This is a genomic window from Pseudoalteromonas sp. 2CM28B, assembly GCF_023161935.1.
Genome location: NZ_JALNTH010000066.1, coordinates 1 through 21,663 on the forward strand (window position 1 = coordinate 1; position 21,663 = coordinate 21,663).

Here is a 21,663-nt window from a genome sequence, read left to right on the forward strand (position 1 = left end):
TTCGAACCAGCGAAGGCTGAGCCGTCAGATTTACAGTCTGATCCCTTTGGCCGCTCGGGAACCCCTCCAATGCAACGGCGCTGATAATAGCAAACTGCGTATTTAAGTAAAGAAAAAAGCTAAAGAAATTTGAAATAAAGCCGATAAATATCTATCAGTTATCATAATCGGCTAAAGACTATGCAAATCGATGATTTGTTAATCACAGAGAGTCAACTAAAGACCAGGCTAAATAAAAGTGTGCATGAAAATCGCAGAGGCGAATTCTCACTTTTATTAGCGATGCTATCGCACGATGCGCTGGATTTTAGTCAATTTCACTTGCCAAAAAGTGAAACGCATAGTGCTTATGTAGACGAAGAACAGTTAAGGGAGCGCTTTGGTGCTGGACCAAAGCAATTATTAGCTCCCGAAAAATTTGATATGACCATAGGGCAAGAGCACGCGTCGGTGATTGTTCAACAAGGCGAGCAAGCAGGCATGAAAGCAATAAAATTAAGCCACTGCTTAAACCCTGAGCCACTAGCGATTAGAGATGACAAGTTACATATTCCTTTAACAGTAATCGATAATTGTGAACTATCAGTACGCAGGCGCTTAAATGACACGCACACCGCGCTTGCAAGCCCACAAATGGACGCCGCAGCATTTTATGACGATTTAACTAATGGGGCTATACATAAGCCATTGCTTGTTGCTAACGCATAAAAATAATTTAACACTTGTGCGTTTTAAAAGCCTAAAACACCTTATATTTAATAACCGGTTATGCAATAAAATAGAACAATTCTTTTTTTGTTTAAAAAAAGCATCCACAAATTAAATGCAATTGCTATAATGGCTGCAAATGGTATGACTTGAGTGCCATTATCATTAAATCAAGGTAATTAGGAACGTAATGAAGAAAACATTCACGCTAAATCATGAGAAAATCAAATACCCTCGTATGGTTGATGCTGCAAAGCATGAAGTGAAAAAATATTTGAAAAGAGAGCGCAATAAAACGCTACCTGTTGAAGCTGATTACTGGGCGTTTGACTGTAAGTTTGGCACAAGTGCCGATGATGCCGAAGTTGTTCACGTAGCTGAAATTAACAACAAGATCAGCGAAATCGAAAAGCAGGCGCTTACTTCATTCTATGTTGAGATTTTAGCTAGACCTGCGCAGCGTGAATCGTTCGATCTAGATGATGATGAATAAACCAATAGCAATATTGTAGAAAATGGACCTAGATGGTCCATTTTTTGTTTATGGCAGTTATTAACATGTTTAGTGGTATAGAGTAGCGCTTAAATAAAAAGCTATTTTTATGCTAAGTGTTTAGCTTATTTTATACACTGTGACACTTTTTATATTTTTTACCGCTTGCACATGGGCAGGGGTCGTTTCTGGCAACTTTTATATCGGCGACCGGATTAATAATTCCCTCTAAATAACGCCATTCACCGTCCTCTTTTATAAAGTCTGATTTCTCATCCAACTCACAATATAAGTTTTGGTAAAAATAATACGCGTTAAAGGCAACATAACCTCGCTCATCACTTTGCTGCGTATCGCGCACAACTAATTTTACAAAGCGGCAGCTATTAGCAAAGTCAGCAATTTCATTTACTGGGTTTTGTGCTTGTTTTTCTTTGGCGTAAGTTTTAAATACATAAGATGCATTTTTTAATGCATAAGCACTAAAGCGCGAACGCATTAGTTGCTCAGGTGTGGCTGGGGTTTTTATATCAAGATGATAAGGCTGGCAACAGTCGCCATAATTAAGCTGACTGTTGCATAAGCAAGCGCTAGTACTGGTTACACTCATAAAATACTAATTAACATAAATTAAAAATGTATTTTACCAAGCTTATTGAGTAAGTGATATTGCTGTAGTACTGGTTTTTTTAGTAAAGCAAAATAGCTTAGCGCTTCTTTTGTCTAAATTAAGCGATAAATTAACAAGCTGCTGCTCACTTACTATATCTGTCCACGTGATTATGGCTGCAAAGTTACCATTATGAAGTGCTGAATTAAGCACATACTCTAAATTTACTAAATGCTTTTGTCTTATTACAAGCAGTTTGCTGGTATCTATAGAGCAGCTATCTAACAAGGCTTTACTAGGTACATGGTCGGGCGCAATCAGTAAGGTCCACGCGTTAGAGCTATTGTATTGGTGCAACACTTTTAGCATCTCAAACGTAGCAGAAATTTCATCTTCTACTTTTATTAAGTTTACCGACTCACTTTCATCATGTTGTTGGTAGCTTTTAACGGTTCTTACGGTAATTGGCTGTAGCATAGGTCTCACTCACTGGGTTTATATACAGTACATGTATACAGTAGTTTATACAGTTGTTGTGTGCAAGCGTTTTTTGTTATTTTTTATACAGTTAATGGTTTTAAAAAATAAATAATAAAAATAACACTTTAAAAACAGTGGGTTATAATTTAAGCCGTGTAAGTGAAAGCTGAGGGTGTTTGCAGTACTGTATAAAGTGTAGCAGCGTTATACAGTACTTAAGGGATGGCTATACAGTTATTTTAGTGTGTTTTACAGTGCTTAGCTGTTAGCTATACAGTAGTTAGTCATTTTTTGGGATTAAGTGGGCAAACTGAATTTGGTGGATTTGCTCATACAAACTGGCTGCATAGCACTGAGCGTCTTTAAGACGTTTGGTGTCGATATATTTTCTTAAATCATTTAAAGCAGCGGTTGCCGGTTCATAGCCTTGGCTGCTGGCTAAACTTAACCATGCTGCTGCGTGAAATACGCTTTTTGGTACGCCTTGGCCTTTGACAAAAAATAACCCTAAATAAAACTGGGCGCGATGATTTCCGGCCATTGCGGCAAGGCGCATCCACTTAGCTGCCAACGGTGCTTGGTTATGCTTTAAATAATACAGTGCTTTGTTAAGTGTTGTTTGCTCACTTACATCACTATTGTTTTCAGCGCTGTGGTTTGTAGGCTGTGTTACAAAATCTAAAATATTGTTTAATTGCTGCTCTAAGTCTTGTCCGCTAGGCTGAGTCTTATTCATATATTTTCTTTTTTATAGTTTCTACGTCAACAGTTTAGTATATCGCAAGGTAAAATGTCCTGTTTATACTTAATTTTATGGTAAAATCACGTCACTTTTTACTATCACAAGTCTATTATGCTCGAAGCTCTATTTAAACTCCGCGAAAATAACTCCAATGTGCGACGCGAAAGCATTGCTGGAATCACTACTTTCATTACTATGGTTTACATTGTATTTGTAAACCCTGCAATGCTTGCGGAAGCAGGCATGGATCAAGGTGCTGCATTTGTTGCTACCTGTATTGCGGCTGCTATTGGCTGTTTTATTATGGGATTGTGGGCTAATTACCCTTTAGCACTTGCGCCGGGCATGGGTTTAAACGCATTTTTTACTTACGGTGTTGTACTGGGCATGGGTTATAGCTGGCAAGCTGCATTAGGTGCGGTATTTATGTCTGGTTGTATATTTTTAATATTAAGTTTGTTTAAGGTCAGAGAGTGGATAATTAATGCTATTCCTTTGGTTTTAAAGCAGGCTATTGCCACTGGTATTGGTGCGTTTTTAGCGTTAATTGCGCTTAAAAATGCAGGCATTATTGTTTCAAGCCCAGCTACATTAGTACAGCTTGGCGATATTACTTCGGCAGGTCCTTTATTAGCTATTTTAAGCTTTTTTGTCATTGCTGCTTTGCTTTATCGTGATATAAAAAGCGGCGTACTTATTAGCATTTTGCTAGTAACGGGCATTGCGTTAAGCCTCGACTTAGTTGAGTACCACGGCGTAATGTCAATGCCACCGTCTATTTTACCTACCTTCATGCAACTTGATTTTGCAGCGGCCTTTGAGCTTTCTATGCTGAGTGTAATTTTTGCGTTTTTGTTTGTTGATTTATTTGATACATCAGGCACGTTAGTTGCGGTAACTCAAAAAGCAGGCTTAACCGATGAAAAAGGCAATATGCCACGTTTAGGGCGTGCTTTAAGTGCCGATAGTACAGCTACTATTGCGGGGGCAATGTTAGGTACTTCTACCACTACTTCTTATATTGAGTCTGTGGCCGGTGTATCGGTTGGTGGGCGTACTGGCTTAACAGCTGTTGTTGTGGGTATATGCTTTTTACTAATGATGTTTTTTGCGCCGCTTGCGCAAATGGTGCCGGCTTATGCAACAGCGGGTGCTATTTTATACGTTGCGGTATTAATGCTGCAAAACCTTAAGTTTGTAAACTGGGATGACATGAGCGATGCAATTCCGGTAAGTGTAGTACTACTTATGACGCCGCTTACATTCTCTATTGCGCATGGTATTGCTCTTGGTTTTATATCGTATACTGCGGTTAAAGTACTGTGTGGTAAACGCGATCAGGTTAGTATTAGCGTGTGGATTTTAACAGCGTTATTTATTATCAAGTTTGCATTTTTATCATAATAGCTAATACCCATTCTTTTAGCTAAGAGGCTTAGTTTGAGGGTGGGTAAACATTTATTATTTAGTGGCTATCGCTCATTGCCACTGCATTGTTATACCTTGCGTATCTATGTTGTGGTAAATAAGCGTTTATAACGTGGTGAGCGCTAGGTAGTGCCTCAAAATACGTTAGTATTTACCCATTGGTAAAAACAGCTTAACAGATACAAAAAAGCCCATACATTATGTATGGGCTTTCTTTTGGGTATTTAAAATTACCATTTCTTTTTAGGTGCAAATAATACGTCTAAGTCATCTTGCTCTGCTTCTGCTTTTTTCTTCAAGGCAGTGGCGTTTGATGCTTTTAGTTCTGTGCTTATTTCTTCTAAATAGGCTTCAACTTCTTGGCGTTTTGCGTTTACGTATTCATCAGAATAGGTAACGGCACTAAGTGTTGCATAGGCTTTTTCAAAATATTGCCTAGCAGAGCCCACCATGCTCGCTGAGCGAGCAGATAAACCGCGTTTAATCTGGCTTTCTATGTTAATTCTGAGTTGTAACTTTTCAAGGCGCTTATCTTCTGCTGCAAATATTTGGCTATCTACACGGCCTTTACTGTGCTCAGAGCGCATAATAACTCTAAGCTTTTTTATGCCCTGAATTAACGAGACTAACTGCTTATCGTTACTTGGTAACGATAAATTGTCGCTGCTATTACCTTGAACTGCTCCACTTAGCTTTTCTTTAGCTTCGTTCATTCTGCTTTTTAATGCTTTAGAATTAGGTGAATGGTTCACCATAGCGTTTAGTGCTTCGTAACATCTACGTTGTAAAACGCGTATAATGTTTTCAGAAAGCGGTATATTAGCGCTATTTATAAGTGCTTCTTCGGTTTCTTCAATTATCGCTTTTTGTTTTGTTAATTCTTTGCGACGTTCAATTTCTTGCTTTTCTTTGTGCTGCTGTACAGCGCTTACCCACAGTGCAATCACTATCAGTGCCACTATAAGCACAATTATAATCGAAACGATCATGGCTTAATTCTCGGATTCATAATCTATTTTTTTATATTACATCAAATATATGCTTTGAGGGTAGCTTTGCGCTGATTAACTTAAAAATATGTTAAAAATTAGATATAAGAATAATGTATTATAAGTTGAACCTGAATAAACATCGCTATCTGCAGCGGGTTTATTATGCTAGCCTTAATGCTTAAATAATGAAAATATACGTGCTTACTTTGCCAAGTTTTAACTAATTTAAACTTGGTTTTGCTTAGTATTACCATCATATAAGCTTAATAATAACGTTAAAAACTGCAACCATGAAATTACAACAACTTAGATACATCGTAGAAGTTCAAAACCATAAGCTAAACGTATCAGCAACTGCTGAGAGTTTATTTACCTCACAGCCTGGTATATCTAAACAAGTGCGCATGCTTGAAGATGAGCTAGGTGTACAAATTTTTGGCCGCAGTGGTAAGCATTTAACGCATGTTACAGGTGCCGGCGAAGAAATAATTAACATTTCTCGCGAAATTTTATCTAAAGTCGAAGGTATAAAAGCGGTTGCTAATGAGCACACGCTGCCTGATCAGGGTAAACTAAATATAGCCACCACACATACGCAAGCTCGTTATGCTTTGCCAAGTGTTATTCAGGGCTTTATGAAAAAATACCCAGCAGTTTCGCTGCATATGCATCAAGGTACACCACAACAGATTTCTGATGCGGCAGCGCGCGGTGACGCAGACTTTGCCATTGCAACTGAAGCACTTCATTTATACTCAGATTTAGTTATGCTGCCTTGCTATCATTGGAACCGCAGCATTGTGGTGGCAAAAGATCACCCTCTAGCACAAAAGGCCGACAATTTAACCGTTGCTGATATAGCGCAGTATCCGCTTATTACGTATGTATTTGGGTTTACTGGGCGCTCTGAGCTTGATAAAGCATTTAACGCGCACGGCCTTGAGCCGCACATTGTGTTTACTGCAACCGATGCCGATGTAATTAAAACTTATGTAAGGTTAGGGCTAGGTGTAGGTGTAGTCGCTTCAATGGCCGTTGATCAATTAAGTGACACAGATTTAGTGTGTATTGATGCCAGCCATTTATTTGAAGCTAGCACAACTAAAATTGGCTTTAGAAAGGGCAGTTTTTTACGTACTTATATGTATGACTTTATTGAGCGTTTTGCCCCGCATTTAACTAAAGAGCGAGTAGAGCGAGCAAGCTTATTACGTAATCAAGAAGATGTTGATGCGTTATTTTCCGACATAGAACTGCCAGTAAAATAGTAAGACTTTAAGTATACAAATACTAAAAAACCGCGTATTGCTAAAATACGCGGTTTTTTGTTTTTATACGCTTAACATTCAATAATGTTTACCGCTAATCCACCGCGTGCGGTTTCTTTATATTTGGTTTTCATGTCGTTACCGGTATCGAGCATGGTTTTAATCACTTTATCAAGCGACACCTTTTGCTCGCCACTGCCACGTATTGCTAGGCGAGAGGCATTAATTGCTTTAATGGCACCCATGGCATTGCGCTCAATACACGGTACTTGTACCAATCCGCCTACAGGGTCGCAGGTTAAGCCTAAATTATGTTCCATGCCTATTTCGGCGGCGTTTTCAACATGTACTACATTACCACCAACAATTTCGGTGAGTGCGCCGGCAGCCATTGAACAGGCAACACCTACTTCACCTTGACAGCCTACTTCTGCGCCCGAAATAGAGGCATTTTTTTTGTATAAAATACCAATCGCCGCTGCGGTTAATAAATAGCGTGTGGCTATGTCGCGGTCCACTTCTTTAATAAATGTGTGGTAGTACATTAAAACGGCCGGCAATATACCCGCAGCACCATTTGTTGGCGCCGTGACTACGCGCCCACCCGCGGCATTTTCTTCATTTACAGCTAAGGCAAATAAATCCACCCAATCCATTGCTCTGAGTGGGTCATTACTCACTTCTACATTTAGCTTTAAATACAAACTAGGTGCACGGCGTTTAACTTTTAAACCACCAGGTAAAATTCCCTCGGTGCGCATGCCACGTTCAATACAGGCTTTCATTACTTGCCAAATATTAAACAGCTCGTCTTTAATATCGTCTTCTTTGCGCAGCGTTTTTTCGTTATGCATCATTAAAGTAGATACACTAAAGCCGGATTCTTTACACAGCTCTAGTAAATCTTTTGCACTTTCGAACGGGTAAGGAGCCGGGTTTTGCTCGCGTATATCAAGGGCTGCTTGTTTTTCGTTTTCAAATTCTTCATCGGTAACAATAAAGCCGCCGCCAATAGAGTAGTACACTTTGCTATATACTTTTTCGCCATTATTTGAGGCAATAATTTCCATGGCATTAGAGTGCTTAGGTAACGTTTTACGGCGATGAAAAACAATAGCCCCTTGCTTAGGAAAGTTCGCTTTATGGGTTTGGTTGAGGTATATCACTTGCTCTTTTTCAATGGTGGCAAGGATATCGTCAACTAAATCGGCATCTATTGTTTCTGGGTCGTAGCCGGCAAGCCCTAATATAACGGCTTTACCAGAACCATGGCCTACGCCGGTTTGACCCAGTGAGCCATAAAGCTCTACCTTTATATCGGTAACAGAGGTTAAAAGTTGCTGCTCTTGTAGGTCATTAACAAATAAGCGCGAGGCACGCATTGGGCCAACGGTATGTGACGACGATGGGCCAATACCAATGCTAAACATATCAAATGCACTGATCATACTATGGGTCTCTACTTTATTTACTCAGCCCGAAAGCTGTTCTTTGAACGGTCGAGTATCATAACGTTAATTCTATATTATGTAACTATTTGGCCGTAAGTTTTACACTGGTAGGGCAAGCTGTTTTGTAAAGTTTTTTATAATGCTAGCCGTTGCTCCCCACAGTAATCCGTGCGGTGTACTAAACCCTTGCAAGGTGATGGTTTTGCCAAAACGTTGAAAAGGAATGGGTTGCCAATTGGCCTCGTTTGAAAGCTGGGTAAGCGACAGTAAAAAGCTAGCTTGCACTTCATTATAATCGTTCTCCCATACTGTGTGTTCATCAAGTAAACCCACAAATGGGCTAATGCTAAAGCCAGTTAGGGTAGAGTATTGTGGCAGCTGCCCGAGCACTTTAACATTACTTGGCGCTATATTAAGCTCTTCGTGTAGTTCTCGAAGCGCTGTGGTGCGCAGGTGTTTATCGCTTTGCTCAAATTTACCGCCGGGTAAACAAATTTCCCCAGGGTGATGATGTAAATAAGTAGGGCGTTTGCACAATAAAATATGCGCGTGGTTATCAACATCAATAATAGGCAGCATAACCGCACTGGCACGCTTTTTACGGGTATCTTTTATTTGGTTTGGCGCGGCAGTAGGGCTTAGCTGAAACCGCGCCATAATATGTTCACTATTCAAAGCGTTCTACTGTTTTAATAAAGGAAGTATTTTATTCACTTTATCGTATGTTTCTTGGTATTCCAATTCGACTTTAGAATCAGCGACAATACCACCACCGGCCCAGCAATAAATGTGTTCGTTATGACAAACCAATGTACGGATTGTAATACTGGTATCCATATTACCGCAGGCGCTTAAATACCCTATAGAGCCACAGTAAATACTACGCCTATGAGGCTCTAGCTCTTCAATTATCTCCATAGCTCTAATTTTAGGCGCGCCAGTGATTGACCCACCGGGAAATGCTGCTTCAAGTTGATCAACACACGTTTTGCTTTCATCTAGCTCTGCCGTTACGGTACTCACTAAGTGATGCACTGCCGGAAAGCTCTCAATAGCAAAAAGTGAGGGCACCTTTACAGAGCCAGGTTTTGCAACTTTACCTAAATCGTTACGCAGTAAATCAACAATCATTACGTTCTCTGCGCGGTCTTTGGTTGAGTTTTCAAGGGCTCTGGCTTGCTGTTGATCTGCGATTGCATCTGCCATGCGTGGCAAAGTGCCTTTGATAGGTTTTGTTTCAACTATATTGTCGTGAACTGCAATAAAGCGCTCTGGCGATATTGATAAAATGGCGCCACGTGGGTGGTTAATAAAGCTAGAAAATGGCGCTTTATTAGCCTCACGCAATACTTTGTAGGCTTGGAAAGGGTCGCCTTTAAAACCGGCACTAAAGCGCTGTGCTAGGTTGATTTGATAGCAATCACCACTTTTTAAATAATCTTGTATTTGCGCAAATTTGTCAGCGTATTCATGCTCACTCATATTTGAGTGCCAAGCGCTGGTGAGCGAAAACTGTGCAGGCGCTGCATCGTTTGCTAAATACTGCTGGTAAAGCGCTAAACGGTTCACGTTAGGCTGAGAAACGTAAAACCAGCTTTGCTGGTGTTTATCAAATATCAGCGCATCTAAATAAAGGCCAATGGCCATTTGTGGCAACGTTATATCGTGTTTTGCCGTGCGTGGCATGTGCTCAATAATACGCCCTAAATCGTAACCAAAATAACCAAGCCAGCCGCCGTTAAAAGGCAGGTTATTAGCGGCTTTTTGCGCGCTAAGTTTACTTAGTTCTTCGTTCATTATTGTAAAGGGGCTACGCGAGTCAAGCTGCTGATTAAATACGCTATGATTATTGTTTACTTCTAAAATAGCGTGAGGCTCTATCGCAATAATATCAAAGCGACTATTTATGTGCTCGCTATTGGCTGAGTCTAGTAATACGGCATAGGGTAAATGCGCAAAATGCGCGAAAACATCAATGCAGTTTTGTGTTATGGCTAATTTTACACAATTTTTTTCATTGTTTAGCATTTACTGCCCCTTTAAGAACTGGCTCGAAACGGGCTGGGAGGGTATCATAAGTCAAATTTTTTTGGCAGCGTTTAGTATCAAATCTACGTTGTAATTAAAACAGTGCAAACCACCGTCACCGGTTTGGTATAGATTACGCTTAAGCGTAACGCTAACTTAAGGAACCACTATGAGTACAATCCGTCAGCAAGACTTTATTGATAGCATTGAAGATGCGTTGCAATATATCTCTTTTTATCATCCCCTTGATTTTGTTCAAGCGCTAGAAAAAGCCTACAACAAAGAACAAAGCAAGGCTGCAAAAGATGCAATCGCGCAAATTTTAATTAACTCGCGTATGTCGGCTGAAGGCAAGCGTCCATTGTGTCAAGACACGGGTATTATTACCTGTTTTGTAAAAGTAGGGATGGATGTTAAGTGGGATAAAACAGATTTAACCGTACAACAAATGGTTGATGAAGGCACACGTCGCGCATATTTAAATCCAGATAACCCACTACGCGCTTCTATTGTAGCTGACCCTGCTGGCACACGTAAAAACACTAAAGATAATACCCCTTCAGTTGTACACATTGATTTAGTGGCGGGTGGCGAAGTAGAAGTAATGGTTGCAGCGAAAGGCGGCGGCTCAGAGAACAAAAGTAAAATGGTTATGCTAAACCCATCTGACGATGTAGCTGCATGGGTAGAAAAAACGCTACCGACAATGGGCGCTGGTTGGTGCCCGCCAGGCATGCTAGGTATAGGCATTGGTGGAACCGCCGAAAAAGCAGCGGTAATGGCAAAAGAGTCGTTAATGGACCCGGTTGATATTCATGAGCTTATGGAGCGCGGTGCAGAAACAACGGAAGAAAAACTGCGTTTAGAAATTTTTGAACGTGCTAACAAACTAGGTATTGGCGCGCAAGGTTTAGGTGGTTTAACAACGGTTGTTGATATTAAAGTAAAAACAGCGCCTACGCATGCGGCATCAAAACCTGTTGTGATGATCCCTAACTGTGCAGCTACGCGCCACGTACACTTTACACTAGACGGCTCAGGCCCTGCAGATTTAAAAGCACCTAAGCTAGAAGACTGGCCAGAAGTGACGTTTGAAGTAGGTGAAGGAACTCGCCGTGTTAATTTAGATACGTTAACTAAAGAAGACACCCGCGAGTGGAAAATGGGAGAAACTGTTTTACTCTCAGGCACTATTTTAACAGGCCGTGATGCTGCTCATAAACGCTTACAAGATATGATCAATTCAGGTGAAGGTTTACCTGAGGGCGTTGATTTTGATAATAAGTTTATTTATTACGTTGGCCCAGTTGATGCTGTAGGTGATGAAGCCGTAGGCCCTGCAGGCCCTACGACCGCAACACGTATGGATAAATTTACCGATATGATGCTGGAAAAAACCGGCATTGTAGGCATGATAGGCAAAGCTGAGCGTGGTCCTGCTACAGTTGAGTCGATTAAAGAGCATAAATCGGTTTATTTAATGGCTGTAGGTGGTGCGGCATACTTAGTATCTAAAGCAATTAAAAAAGCACGCGTGGTTGCCTTTGAAGATTTAGGTATGGAAGCAATCTACGAATTTGAAGTAGAAGATATGCCAGTTACGGTTGCTGTAGACAGCGAAGGTGCTAACGCACACACGCAAGGCCCTGCAATTTGGAAAGCTAAAATTGAAGAGCTAGACGGCAAGCTTAAATAAAGGTTTATGTAATCTAATAAAAAAGCGAGCTTAGGCTCGCTTTTTTTGTATTTGTTTTATGAAATATTAAAAAAGCGTAAATAGCCCCTTCAAATAAACACCTCAGACCAGTTGTGGTAAATCTGCTTTTTTCTTCATAAACGTATACACTGTGCGACTTTGCTGGGAGGGGAACTGTGTAATACAAGGTTTACACTTGGTATTACCTTTACGTTCACGTAAATGTGAAGGCGCTTTTTAACGGTGTTGTTAGCTTTAAATTTAATTTATATGCCTTTTATTGAATTTTATATCCGTATTTTGTTGTTATTTAGATTTATTAATTCACAAGGCTGGCTTTTTACGGGTTTAACTTCTCATTATGTGGCACCCTTAAAAATGAAGTGGTAAAGTTTCGTCAATTTCCAGCGCTCATCCCTCTCACGGGTAAACTATTTTGGAGTAATTACAGTGGCTGTGTTTAATCAAGCTGAATTTGATAACCACGAACAAGTGGTTTTTTGTTCTGACGAAGCGTCAGGTTTAAAAGCAATTATTGCCGTACATAATACTAACCTTGGCCCTGCTGTTGGTGGTTGTAGAATGTGGGACTATGCCAACGATGAAGATGCCGTTTACGATGTTTTACGTCTCTCAAAAGGGATGACCTATAAAAATGCGGTTGCTCGCCTACCGTTTGGTGGTGGTAAATCGGTTATTATTGGCAATGCAAAAGAGATTAAATCAGAGCAGTTATTTCGAGCTTTTGGTCGTCAATTAGAGCGATTAAATGGCCGTTACTACTCTGCCGAAGATGTAAACATTACATGTGATGACGTTGCTTTAATGAATAAAGAAACAAATTATGTGCTGGGCTTGGAAGGGAAAAGCGGTAACCCGTCACCTTTTACAGCTTACGGTACGTTTTTAGGAATTAAAGCGGCATTACAGCACCAACGCGGACATCAAGATTTTGCGGGCATTAAAGTGGCTGTACAAGGTTTAGGTGCGGTCGCCTATGGTTTATGTAAGCATTTAGCCCAAGCTGGTGCAAAATTATTTGTAACAGATATCAATCAAGATGCTGTAGAGCGCGTAGTAAATGACTTTGGCGCTACGGCGGTGGGTATTGATGAAATTTACGACCTTGATGTTGATGTATACGCACCTTGTGCATTAGGTGCCACCATTAATGATGAAACCATTGCACGTATTAAGGCAACCATTATTGCTGGGTGTGCTAATAATCAGCTAGCGCAGTCTCGCCACGGTGAAGTCCTTCGTGAAAAAGGTATTTTGTATGCACCCGATTACGTTATTAACGCTGGTGGCATTATTAATGTGTATTACGAAACTGCACCACAAGGCTACAGTGAGGCGGCGTCTAATAAACATGTTGAAGGTATTTTTGATACCTTAACCGAAATATTCACCCGTAGTGAAAAAGAGCAAAAATCAACGCATTTGATTGCCGATGAGTTAGCGCAAGAGATAATTCAAAACGGCCTGTAAATTTACCCGTTTATTTAAACTAAGGCGTACAGTGGTACGCCTTTTTTGTTTATACTCTGTGGCGTGGTAATTTTTTTGTGGCCAAGACCCTTAAGGCAATGCGGCCTAATCGTTAACGACAAGCTTATGGATATTATGACTGATACAAACGCCTTAATGGAGCCCATCGACCTTGTTAAATGGCCTCGCCAACAACACTTCGAATTATTTAAAAACTTTACCCAGCCATATTTTAATGTGTGCGTAACACTTAACGCCAAGCCTTTATTTGAATATTGTAAACAAAATAAATTGTCTTTTTTTCAAGCATATGTGCATGCCACATTAAAAGCTTGCCACGCTTATAACCCGATTATGCTAAGAATTATTAATGAACGTCCATGGCGCTTAAAGCAAGTAAGAGCCAGTGTGGTCGAGCTTGCTAGCGATGATTCGTTTATATTTAGTTACTTTAATTATTCGCCTTGCCTTGAAAAATTTGCTCAGCACGCCACAGCTATAAGCGCCAATGCTAAATCTCAACCGTTATTTTCTCAGGCGTTTAATCAAACCGAAGGGCAGGCCGATTTGATACATATATCGGTTTTACCTTGGCTGAACTTTAGTAGTTTTTCGCATGCCTTTAGTGAAGGAAAAAGCTTAGGTATTCCTAAATTTGTGTTTGGCCAATACGATAAAACCACGGGCCTAATGCCGTTTTCGATTGATGTGCATCATTCGCTAATGGATGGTTTACACGTCGCAGCGTTTATAAACGTATTACAAAACAATATCGACGACTTTTGTAAATGTTAATTGAATTTAGTTAATGCAATGTATTTATTTGCTATGGTAGTATTTTTAGTTAGATAGGCGATATAAGTTAATTTGTAACGATTAGCTGATACGTTTACGACATTAAGTTTTAGCGACTTATTTAAGGTGCTTTTTAGCACGTATTATTAGTTGTTTACGCTATTGTTTAGTTTTAATTAATGCGCTTTTAGCGCTTAAACAAACCCTAGTGTATTCACCCAATGCGTATAGGGATTTTAACGCTTTGTTGGAGCGCACAATTTTGGTGTGCTCAGTGCCAAGTAAATTCTTTCCTACTCCTTTTAAATAACGATAAAACGCTTACACACAAGTAAAAGAATAACTAAGGCAGTTGATGATGAGACAATTAAGCATTATATGTTCTTTTTTCGTCATGTTTTTATGTGAAGCCCAAGAGCAAACCCGCTTACCGTTAAGTGATTATTTTTCTGAAACATGGAATACCCGCTCTGGATTGCCACACAACAGTATTAATAGCGTTACGCAAACCCAAGATGGCTACTTATGGGTTGCTACATGGGAAGGTTTGGCACGTTTTAATGGCCAAGAGTTTACGATATTAACCCGTGCTCATATTAATAACTTACCCGACTCGGGTTTAAGGGCACTCACTCCCACAAATAGTGGGGGGTTATACATAGCGGGGTCGCGTGGAGGAATTAGCTTATATCAACATAGGCAGTGGGATACCAAGCGATCAGCATCAACCATGGTTAATCATTTAATTGAAAGTGCTGATCAAAGCCTATGGTTAGCCCTTGAAAACGACGGCGTGTTTTATCGTGAACATAACAGCGATACCGACCTTGCAATTATTAAAAATGTGAGTGCTTATCGCGTTATAGAAGATCACGATGGGGTTATTTGGGCAGCAACCAGTGCAGGCCTTTATAAAATACATAACAAAATACCGACCTTAATGACGCCACACTTTGGTTTACCAAATGCACCTGTATATAACTTATTAATTACCCGTGGTGGCTCGCTTATTGTAGGAAGCGAAAAAGGCGCGTGGATCAAAACCAATGCGCAGTTTCAGCCGATACATGAAAAGCTTAGCAATGAATCTATTTCTAGCTTACTAGAGGATAACCATGGAGATTTATGGTTTGGCACAATTAATAAAGGGGTGTTTAGGTTATCGCCCGATGGCGTAGAGCAGTTAGATGCCAATAACGGATTACCCGCCAACCGTATTTTATCTTTGTTACAAGATAGAGAAAACAGTATTTGGATTGGCACAAACGCCGGATTGTTTCGCCTGCGTGAGTCGCCGTTTTCATCGTGGACCCAAAAAAGAGGTTTAGCGGGGGATTATACCCGCACAGTGCTTTCTCACTCCGATGGCAGTTTATGGGTGGGGGGAAGCTCTGGCTTAAATATAATAAAAAATAATCGCGCTACCTTGGTTTCAGGCTCTAAACAAAGCAGTCCTTATTCTGTGCTCAGTTTACACGAAGCACCCGATGGTAGCGTGTGGGCAGGTACGTATACCTCAGGTGTTTTAAAAATAGTTAATAATACCTTTACGCCGTTTATTAATCGTAGCACTGGCCTTGGGAGTAACGAAGTAAGGGCTTTATTATTTGATTCTAAAAACCGTTTTTGGATAGGCTCTGCTATGGGGCTGACGCGCATCAATGAAGATGGCAGCTTAAATCAATTTACAAATAAAAAAGACTTACCAAGTGGGTTTGTACTTGCACTTAGTGAAGATAACGCAGGCAATATTTGGGTAGGCACCGGCAATGGGGTGGTGGTATTTGATATTGTTAGTGAGCAATTTACAACGGTTGAATTCCCTCGTGAGTTTTCTGCGCAATATGCGTTTGGGTTTTATATTGATGATACCTATACCTGGATGGCCACAGATAGAGGCTTAGTGCGCTATGAGCTAACAAGCGGAAAAATGGCCATGCTTGGCTTAGAGCAAGGTTTACCTATCGATAAACTATTTCAAGTGGTGCCGCACAATGGCTCATTTTGGCTCTCGAGCAACCGCGGAATTATTCAAATCGATAAAAATCATATACAGCAAATCCTCGACGCTCCCGCGAGCGCTAAAGCACCCGTTCTTAACTATCAACTGTATGATGAAGGCGATGGGATGTTAAGTGCACAGGCCAACGGAGGTTCAACCCCTTCGGCTGTAACGCATAACGATGGGAGTATTTGGTTTGCAACCGCAAAGGGGGTGAGTACCGTAAAACCAGCGCGCTTACAAGCATCAACGCAAATTGCGCTGCCGACCATTATTGAAAATATTTTTGTAGATGGTAAGCCTATTGCGCTTCCGCTTGAAGGGGAGTCGGTATTTTTGCCTCCGGGGGTTTCTCGTTTATCGTTTCATTATGCAGGGCTGAGCTTTATTATGCCGCAGCGATTAAATTTTCAAACCCAATTAAAGGGCTTTAACGATAAATGGGTTAATCGCCAACATATGACCGGTGCTGAGTACACTAACTTACCGCCTGGGGAATATACCTTTATGGTACGAGCAAGTTACCCTAACGCACAGTGGCAAGATAATCAGCAAGCTGTAAATATTGTAATTCAGTCATTTTTTTGGCAAAAACCGCAATTTAAGTTTGCAGTATTTGTATTATTTTTAATGGTTATTTTTGCTATATACAAATACCGTTTATACCACTACAAAAAAATAGAAATAGAGTTGACTAATCGCGTAGAAAAACAAACCCAAGACCTACAAACGCAAGCCAATGCGTTTGCATACCAAGCAACACACGACCAACTTACCGACATGCCTAACAGGCGTGCTTTTGATAGCTGGCTTGCCCATAACTTTGCCACTTACAAACAGCAAAACCGGCCGCTAGCCATAGCTATACTGGATATTGATCACTTTAAGCGGATTAACGATAACTGGTCGCATATTATTGGTGACAAAGTGATTTGTACTATTGCAGAGCTGCTTAAAAATGGCTGCCAAGAAAACCAGCATATAGCACGCTGGGGCGGTGAAGAGTTTACAATTGTTTTTGCAGATAAAACCGCCGGCGAAGCAAAAATCATATGCGAAGCACTGCGCGAGAGCATTGCACAGCATGACTTTTCTGCCATGGGTGAGGGGTTAAGTGTAACAGCCAGTTTTGGCTTGTCTGACTCAACCAACGTCGGTGATTACGACCGCCTTTTATCGCGGGCAGATCAAGCTTTATACAAAGCTAAAAATAGCGGACGAAATTGCACAGAAATTATCTGATTGAAAATGAGTGCATGCGCACATATTAATAAGAGACTAACTTATTTTGGATGTCCCCATGATAAACGGGCTACTCATTTTTGCTTTGGCTATTTTTGTTGTAATTTATTGGCGCTGGCAGGCACTACAAAACTGGCTTTGGAATAAAAAATATAAAAACGCGGTTTTAAACTCTCAACAAAAAGAAATACTCCTTCGTTGCATGCCTATCTATAAAAAGATGACGGATAACGACAGAGCCAAGCTTGAGCGCCACATAATATGGTTTTTAAATGAAAAGCGCTTTTTAGGCCGAGACGGACTAAAGCTAACCCCCGCCATGAAGCTGATAGTTGCTGCCGATGCCTGTGTGTTAGTGCTTAATAAACCTTGGCCACTTTATAAAAACGTAAAAGAAATTTTGCTCTACCCCAGTGCGTATTATGCGCCGCAATCTACACGAGATAGTGCTGGGCTGGTTAGTTACCACAACGCGGTACGCTTAGGTGAGTCGTGGCCTGGTGGCACGTTAGTGCTAAGTTGGCACGATGTACTTGAAGGCAACCGTTTACCAAGCGATGGCCATAATTTAGTGTTTCATGAATTTGCCCACCAGTTAGACCAAGAAACCGGAAAAACCACTGGCACTCCATTATTAAAAACCCCCAATGCTTATAAAGAGTGGGCCCGAGTGTTTAGCCGTGCATTTGTGCAGTTAAAAAGTCATGTTGCTTATAACATGCCTCACGTTATTCATAGTTATGGGGCCACCAACGAGGCTGAGTTTTTTGCAGTACTCACAGAGACCTTTTTAGAAAAGCCGGCGCAGCTTAGGCAACACGACCCTGAAATTTATAGAATGCTGGTGGATTACTACCAATTTGACCCCATAGTTTGGCATTAATTTTTGGTACTTGGTCTGATAACGCTGGCAAGTTAGCGCTGTTTTTGTTGCAATCGTGTTAGAGAGTTTAACTGCAATAATAACAAGCGAGAAATGCATGAAAAAAATGCTTCACACTGCACTGGCTTTATCAGTCGCCCTTGCAATAGGTCAGCCGCACGCAAACGAAGAGCAAGAAAAGTGGCAGGTAGACTCACCAAAAGGTGAGTTTGTAGATGCCACCATTAGCACAGAGCAAGGCACATGGATGAACATTGATGTTAGTCCTGATGGCAACACGCTGGTGTTTGACTTACTTGGCGACATTTACACTATGCCTATAAGCGGAGGTGAAGCAACTAAACTCACCTCAGATATTGCTTGGCAAATGCAGCCTCGCTTTAGCCCTGATGGTAAACACATTGCGTTTACCTCAGATCAAGGCGGTGGTGATAATATTTGGGTTATGGATGTTGATGGTAGCAATCAACACGCTGTGACTGACGAAACCTTTAGACTTTTAAACAGCCCCGCATGGAGCCCTGATGGCGATTACCTTGTCGCACGCAAACACTTTACCGCTAGTCGCTCACTAGGAGCTGGAGAAGTGTGGCTTTACCACAAAGCGGGTGGTAAAGGTGTTCAGCTTACTAAACGTGAGAACGACCAAAAAGACTTAGGTGAGCCAATGTTCTCACCAGATGGGCGCTATGTTTATTTTTCTCATGACGCGACACCAGGTAAAACCTTTCACTATTCTAAAGATTCTGTTGCCGGTATTTATAAAATTAAGCGCTACGATAGAGAAACAGGCGAAATAGAAACCATAATACAAGGCATGGGCGGTGCAATAAGACCCACACCTTCACCTGATGGTAAAAAGCTTGCCTATATAAGACGTGATGACTTTCAAACAAGCTTGTACTTATACGACCTAACCAGTGGCGAGCACACCAAGCTTTATGACAAGCTTGAACGCGATATGCAAGAAACCTGGGCTATTCATGGTGTGTATCCGACAATTGCGTGGACCCCAGATAACGAAGAACTGGTGTTTTGGGCTTCCGGTTCAATACATAAAATTGCTGTTGATGATAAAGCTGTTGCGCGTGTTCCCTTTAAAGTAAACACCAGTAAAAAAATACAAACCGCGGTACGCTTTACTCAAAATTTAGATACCGATGAGTTTGATGTAAAAATGTTGCGCAACGTGCAGGTTAGCCCCGATGGTGAAACTGCGATTTTTGAAGCATTAGGTTATATTTATAAACGCGATTTAGACTCTGGTAAAATTAAGCGCTTAACCAAACAAACTGATCATTATGAGTTGTTCCCGCAGTACTCCCGCGATGGGAAAAAGATTGTTTACACCACCTGGAGTGATACTAAGCAAGGTACTGTTCGCGTTGTCTCTGCTCGTAGCGGGCGCGGCGAGGCGATAACCCGTGAGCCGGGTAAATACGTTGAGCCTACTTTTAGTCCTGACGGCAAAACAATCGTTTATCGTAAAGCCACCGGCGGAAGTATTTTAAATCCTAAGTGGTCACTTAACCCAGGTATTTATAAAGTAAGCGCAAAAGGGGGAGAGAGCGAGCTTATTTCTAAAAGTGGGTACCAACCTCAGTTTGGTAGCGCTAATGACCGTGTATTTATCATGAGCCCTTGGCCTAAGCCTACCTTAAGTGTTGTGGAGCTTGAAACTAAAAACGTTCGTAAACTTTACGAATCAGAGCATGCGACTGAATTTCGAGTCTCACCAGATGGTAAATACTTAGCGTTTGCTGAGCGCTTTAAAGTATTTGTTACCCCGCTGGTAGAAAGCGGCGCACCTATCACAATAAGTCCTAAAGATAACCAGTTTCCTATTGAGCAGCTATCTGTGCGTGCGGGTGAAAATATAAGTTGGAGTGCTCAAAGTAACACACTCTACTGGAGCTTAGGGCCCGAGCTATACCATGCAAGCCTTGATGGTATGTTTGCTATTGATAAAGCCGATGATGCCGACTTTAAAGTAAAAAGCGGTGAGAATATTAGCTTTAGTAAAAAAATGGCTGCACCAAAGGGCATGATTGCGCTAAAGGGCGCCAACATTATTACCATGAAGGGTGAGCAAGTCATTGAAAATGGTGTCATCATCACAGACGGTAAACGCATAAAAGCGATTGGTACTGCTGATGAGGTAACGATCCCTAAAGGGGCTGAAATTATCGATGTAGCAGGTAAAACAATTATGCCTGGGATTGTTGATGCGCATGCCCATGGCTCACAAGCCAGCGATGAAATTATTCCTCAGCAAAACTGGAAAAACTATGCTGGTTTAGCGTTAGGTGTCACAACAATTCATGATCCATCAAACGATACCTCTGAAATATTTACCGCCAGTGAAATGCAAAAAGCCGGCATGATTGTCGGGCCACGTATTTTTTCTACCGGCACCATTTTATATGGAGCAAATATGCCTGGTTACACCTCGCATATTGATTCGCTAGATGATGCTAAATTTCATTTAGAGCGTCTTAAAAAGGTTGGGGCGTTTAGTGTTAAATCGTACAACCAGCCACGCCGTGAGCAGCGCCAACAAGTTATTGAAGCAGGGCGTGAGCTTGAGATGATGGTTGTGCCAGAGGGCGGCTCACTGCTACAACATAACTTAAGTATGGTTGTTGATGGGCATACGGGCATTGAACACTCAATTCCGGTTGAGCATATTTACGATGATATAAAACAATTATGGTCGCAAAGTGATGTTGGTTATACCCCAACGCTTGTTGTCGCCTATGGCGGAATTTGGGGAGAAAACTACTGGTACGATAAAACAGATGTGTGGAATCACCCGCGTTTAAGTAAGTTTGTGCCTAAAAATCAGCTATTGCCACGTGCTATGCGCCGAGTAAAAGCGCCCGATCATCACTATAACCACTTTAATAACGCCCGCGTTGCTAAAGAGCTGCAAGATCTAGGCGTACTGGTAAATTTAGGTGCTCACGGACAACGCGAGGGTTTAGGTGCACATTGGGAAATGTGGATGTTTGCTCAAGGCGGTATGAGTTCACTTGAAGCAATTAGAGCCTCTACGCTTGATCCTGCTAAATACTTGGGGCTTGATAAAAATATAGGCTCGCTAGAAGTAGGTAAGCTTGCCGATTTAATTGTTATTGATGGCGATCCGCTGAAAAATATTCGCGATTCAGATAAGGTCGATTACACCATGATCAATGGGCGTTTATTTGATGCAAGCACAATGAACGAAGTGGGTAAAAAGCAGCGAAAACCACTTTATTTTGAAAAGCTATAATTGTATGTCCCGTCCTGAAATAGGTTGACGGTTTTAATGAAAGACTTGGTGCGAAAGCGCCAGGTCTTTTTTATGCACTT

General features: G+C 41.2%; 17 protein-coding genes. 10 read left to right on the forward strand and 7 right to left on the reverse strand.

The window, feature by feature from the left end:
• Nucleotides 1–180 precede the first annotated feature (180 nt).
• On the forward strand, nucleotides 181–708 hold the full coding sequence (locus tag MTN96_RS35700) for a VC2046/SO_2500 family protein (RefSeq protein WP_248534684.1): 528 nt from the start codon (nucleotides 181–183) through the stop codon (nucleotides 706–708).
• A 190-nt stretch (nucleotides 709–898) separates the two neighbouring features.
• A complete protein-coding gene (locus tag MTN96_RS35705; protein ID WP_004589192.1) occupies nucleotides 899–1,201 on the forward strand; it encodes a DUF6172 family protein in 303 nt (100 codons plus the stop codon).
• Between the two features lie 130 nt (nucleotides 1,202–1,331).
• Here the strand turns inward: MTN96_RS35705 and MTN96_RS35710 are convergent, their stop codons facing one another.
• The 3 genes from MTN96_RS35710 to MTN96_RS35720 all read right to left on the reverse strand — a co-directional run bounded on the left by MTN96_RS35710 (nucleotide 1,332) and on the right by MTN96_RS35720 (nucleotide 3,027).
• Nucleotides 1,332–1,811: a YchJ family protein gene (locus tag MTN96_RS35710; RefSeq protein ID WP_029774254.1), complete on the reverse strand. Its 480-nt coding sequence runs from the start codon at nucleotides 1,809–1,811 to the stop codon at nucleotides 1,332–1,334.
• 42 nt (nucleotides 1,812–1,853) lie between these two features.
• Nucleotides 1,854–2,288: a SulA-like leucine-rich domain-containing protein gene (locus tag MTN96_RS35715; protein WP_054983082.1), complete on the reverse strand. Its 435-nt coding sequence runs from the start codon at nucleotides 2,286–2,288 to the stop codon at nucleotides 1,854–1,856.
• Between the two features lie 283 nt (nucleotides 2,289–2,571).
• The gene (locus MTN96_RS35720; protein ID WP_024032355.1) at nucleotides 2,572–3,027 is read right to left on the reverse strand and encodes a tetratricopeptide repeat protein; all 456 of its coding nucleotides are present in this window, start codon (nucleotides 3,025–3,027) and stop codon (nucleotides 2,572–2,574) included.
• A gap of 117 nt (nucleotides 3,028–3,144) precedes the next feature.
• On the opposite strand from MTN96_RS35720, the gene MTN96_RS35725 reads away from it, so the two are divergent.
• The gene (locus MTN96_RS35725) at nucleotides 3,145–4,437 is read left to right on the forward strand and encodes an NCS2 family permease (RefSeq protein ID WP_054983084.1); all 1,293 of its coding nucleotides are present in this window, start codon (nucleotides 3,145–3,147) and stop codon (nucleotides 4,435–4,437) included.
• A gap of 254 nt (nucleotides 4,438–4,691) precedes the next feature.
• On the opposite strand, the gene MTN96_RS35730 is transcribed toward MTN96_RS35725, so the two are convergent.
• The gene (locus MTN96_RS35730) at nucleotides 4,692–5,450 is read right to left on the reverse strand and encodes a hypothetical protein (RefSeq protein ID WP_054983085.1); all 759 of its coding nucleotides are present in this window, start codon (nucleotides 5,448–5,450) and stop codon (nucleotides 4,692–4,694) included.
• A gap of 293 nt (nucleotides 5,451–5,743) precedes the next feature.
• On the opposite strand from MTN96_RS35730, the gene cysB reads away from it, so the two are divergent.
• Nucleotides 5,744–6,721, forward strand: coding sequence for an HTH-type transcriptional regulator CysB (gene cysB, locus MTN96_RS35735; RefSeq protein ID WP_054983086.1), 978 nt, complete (start codon nucleotides 5,744–5,746; stop codon nucleotides 6,719–6,721).
• Between the two features lie 71 nt (nucleotides 6,722–6,792).
• Here cysB and MTN96_RS35740 read toward each other — a convergent pair whose 3' ends face one another.
• From MTN96_RS35740 to pabB, 3 genes are all read right to left on the reverse strand, one after another.
• Nucleotides 6,793–8,169: an L-serine ammonia-lyase gene (locus tag MTN96_RS35740; RefSeq protein ID WP_004589403.1), complete on the reverse strand. Its 1,377-nt coding sequence runs from the start codon at nucleotides 8,167–8,169 to the stop codon at nucleotides 6,793–6,795.
• Nucleotides 8,170–8,271: 102 nt separating this feature from the next.
• Entirely contained in the window at nucleotides 8,272–8,847 is a 576-nt protein-coding gene (locus MTN96_RS35745) for a CoA pyrophosphatase (protein ID WP_039972509.1), read from the reverse strand.
• A gap of 6 nt (nucleotides 8,848–8,853) precedes the next feature.
• Complete coding sequence (pabB, locus tag MTN96_RS35750) at nucleotides 8,854–10,200, reverse strand: aminodeoxychorismate synthase component I (protein WP_054983087.1); 1,347 nt, start codon at nucleotides 10,198–10,200, stop codon at nucleotides 8,854–8,856.
• A gap of 169 nt (nucleotides 10,201–10,369) precedes the next feature.
• Between pabB and MTN96_RS35755 the strand changes: the two genes are divergently transcribed.
• The 6 genes from MTN96_RS35755 (at nucleotide 10,370) to MTN96_RS35780 (ending at nucleotide 21,583) form a co-directional block, all read left to right on the forward strand.
• Nucleotides 10,370–11,896, forward strand: coding sequence for a fumarate hydratase (locus MTN96_RS35755; protein ID WP_004589406.1), 1,527 nt, complete (start codon nucleotides 10,370–10,372; stop codon nucleotides 11,894–11,896).
• Between the two features lie 450 nt (nucleotides 11,897–12,346).
• Entirely contained in the window at nucleotides 12,347–13,387 is a 1,041-nt protein-coding gene (locus MTN96_RS35760; protein WP_024033350.1) for a Glu/Leu/Phe/Val dehydrogenase, read from the forward strand.
• 156 nt (nucleotides 13,388–13,543) lie between these two features.
• On the forward strand, nucleotides 13,544–14,182 hold the full coding sequence (locus MTN96_RS35765) for a CatA-like O-acetyltransferase (protein WP_248534688.1): 639 nt from the start codon (nucleotides 13,544–13,546) through the stop codon (nucleotides 14,180–14,182).
• Nucleotides 14,183–14,537: 355 nt separating this feature from the next.
• Nucleotides 14,538–17,426 (forward strand): diguanylate cyclase, encoded by a 2,889-nt coding sequence (locus MTN96_RS35770; protein ID WP_308200749.1) that lies wholly within the window; start codon nucleotides 14,538–14,540, stop codon nucleotides 17,424–17,426.
• Between the two features lie 58 nt (nucleotides 17,427–17,484).
• On the forward strand, nucleotides 17,485–18,309 hold the full coding sequence (locus MTN96_RS35775; protein WP_004588146.1) for a M90 family metallopeptidase: 825 nt from the start codon (nucleotides 17,485–17,487) through the stop codon (nucleotides 18,307–18,309).
• Nucleotides 18,310–18,406: 97 nt separating this feature from the next.
• Complete coding sequence (locus MTN96_RS35780) at nucleotides 18,407–21,583, forward strand: amidohydrolase family protein (protein ID WP_248534686.1); 3,177 nt, start codon at nucleotides 18,407–18,409, stop codon at nucleotides 21,581–21,583.
• Nucleotides 21,584–21,663 lie beyond the last annotated feature (80 nt).

Bases quoted from the DNA above. Each gene is read 5' to 3' on its own strand.
- MTN96_RS35730 (WP_054983085.1), bottom strand. From the start codon at position 5,450: ATGATCGTTTCGATTATAATTGTGCTTATAGTGGCACTGATAGTGATT.
- pabB (WP_054983087.1), bottom strand. From the start codon at position 10,200: ATGCTAAACAATGAAAAAAATTGTGTAAAATTAGCCATAACACAAAAC.
- MTN96_RS35770 (WP_308200749.1), top strand. From the start codon at position 14,538: ATGATGAGACAATTAAGCATTATATGTTCTTTTTTCGTCATGTTTTTA.
- MTN96_RS35775 (WP_004588146.1), top strand. From the start codon at position 17,485: ATGATAAACGGGCTACTCATTTTTGCTTTGGCTATTTTTGTTGTAATT.
- MTN96_RS35705 (WP_004589192.1), top strand. From the start codon at position 899: ATGAAGAAAACATTCACGCTAAATCATGAGAAAATCAAATACCCTCGT.
- MTN96_RS35700 (WP_248534684.1), top strand. From the start codon at position 181: ATGCAAATCGATGATTTGTTAATCACAGAGAGTCAACTAAAGACCAGG.
- cysB (WP_054983086.1), top strand. From the start codon at position 5,744: ATGAAATTACAACAACTTAGATACATCGTAGAAGTTCAAAACCATAAG.
- MTN96_RS35740 (WP_004589403.1), bottom strand. From the start codon at position 8,169: ATGATCAGTGCATTTGATATGTTTAGCATTGGTATTGGCCCATCGTCG.
- MTN96_RS35720 (WP_024032355.1), bottom strand. From the start codon at position 3,027: ATGAATAAGACTCAGCCTAGCGGACAAGACTTAGAGCAGCAATTAAAC.
- MTN96_RS35725 (WP_054983084.1), top strand. From the start codon at position 3,145: ATGCTCGAAGCTCTATTTAAACTCCGCGAAAATAACTCCAATGTGCGA.
- MTN96_RS35710 (WP_029774254.1), bottom strand. From the start codon at position 1,811: ATGAGTGTAACCAGTACTAGCGCTTGCTTATGCAACAGTCAGCTTAAT.
- MTN96_RS35715 (WP_054983082.1), bottom strand. From the start codon at position 2,288: ATGCTACAGCCAATTACCGTAAGAACCGTTAAAAGCTACCAACAACAT.
- MTN96_RS35765 (WP_248534688.1), top strand. From the start codon at position 13,544: ATGGAGCCCATCGACCTTGTTAAATGGCCTCGCCAACAACACTTCGAA.
- MTN96_RS35780 (WP_248534686.1), top strand. From the start codon at position 18,407: ATGAAAAAAATGCTTCACACTGCACTGGCTTTATCAGTCGCCCTTGCA.
- MTN96_RS35755 (WP_004589406.1), top strand. From the start codon at position 10,370: ATGAGTACAATCCGTCAGCAAGACTTTATTGATAGCATTGAAGATGCG.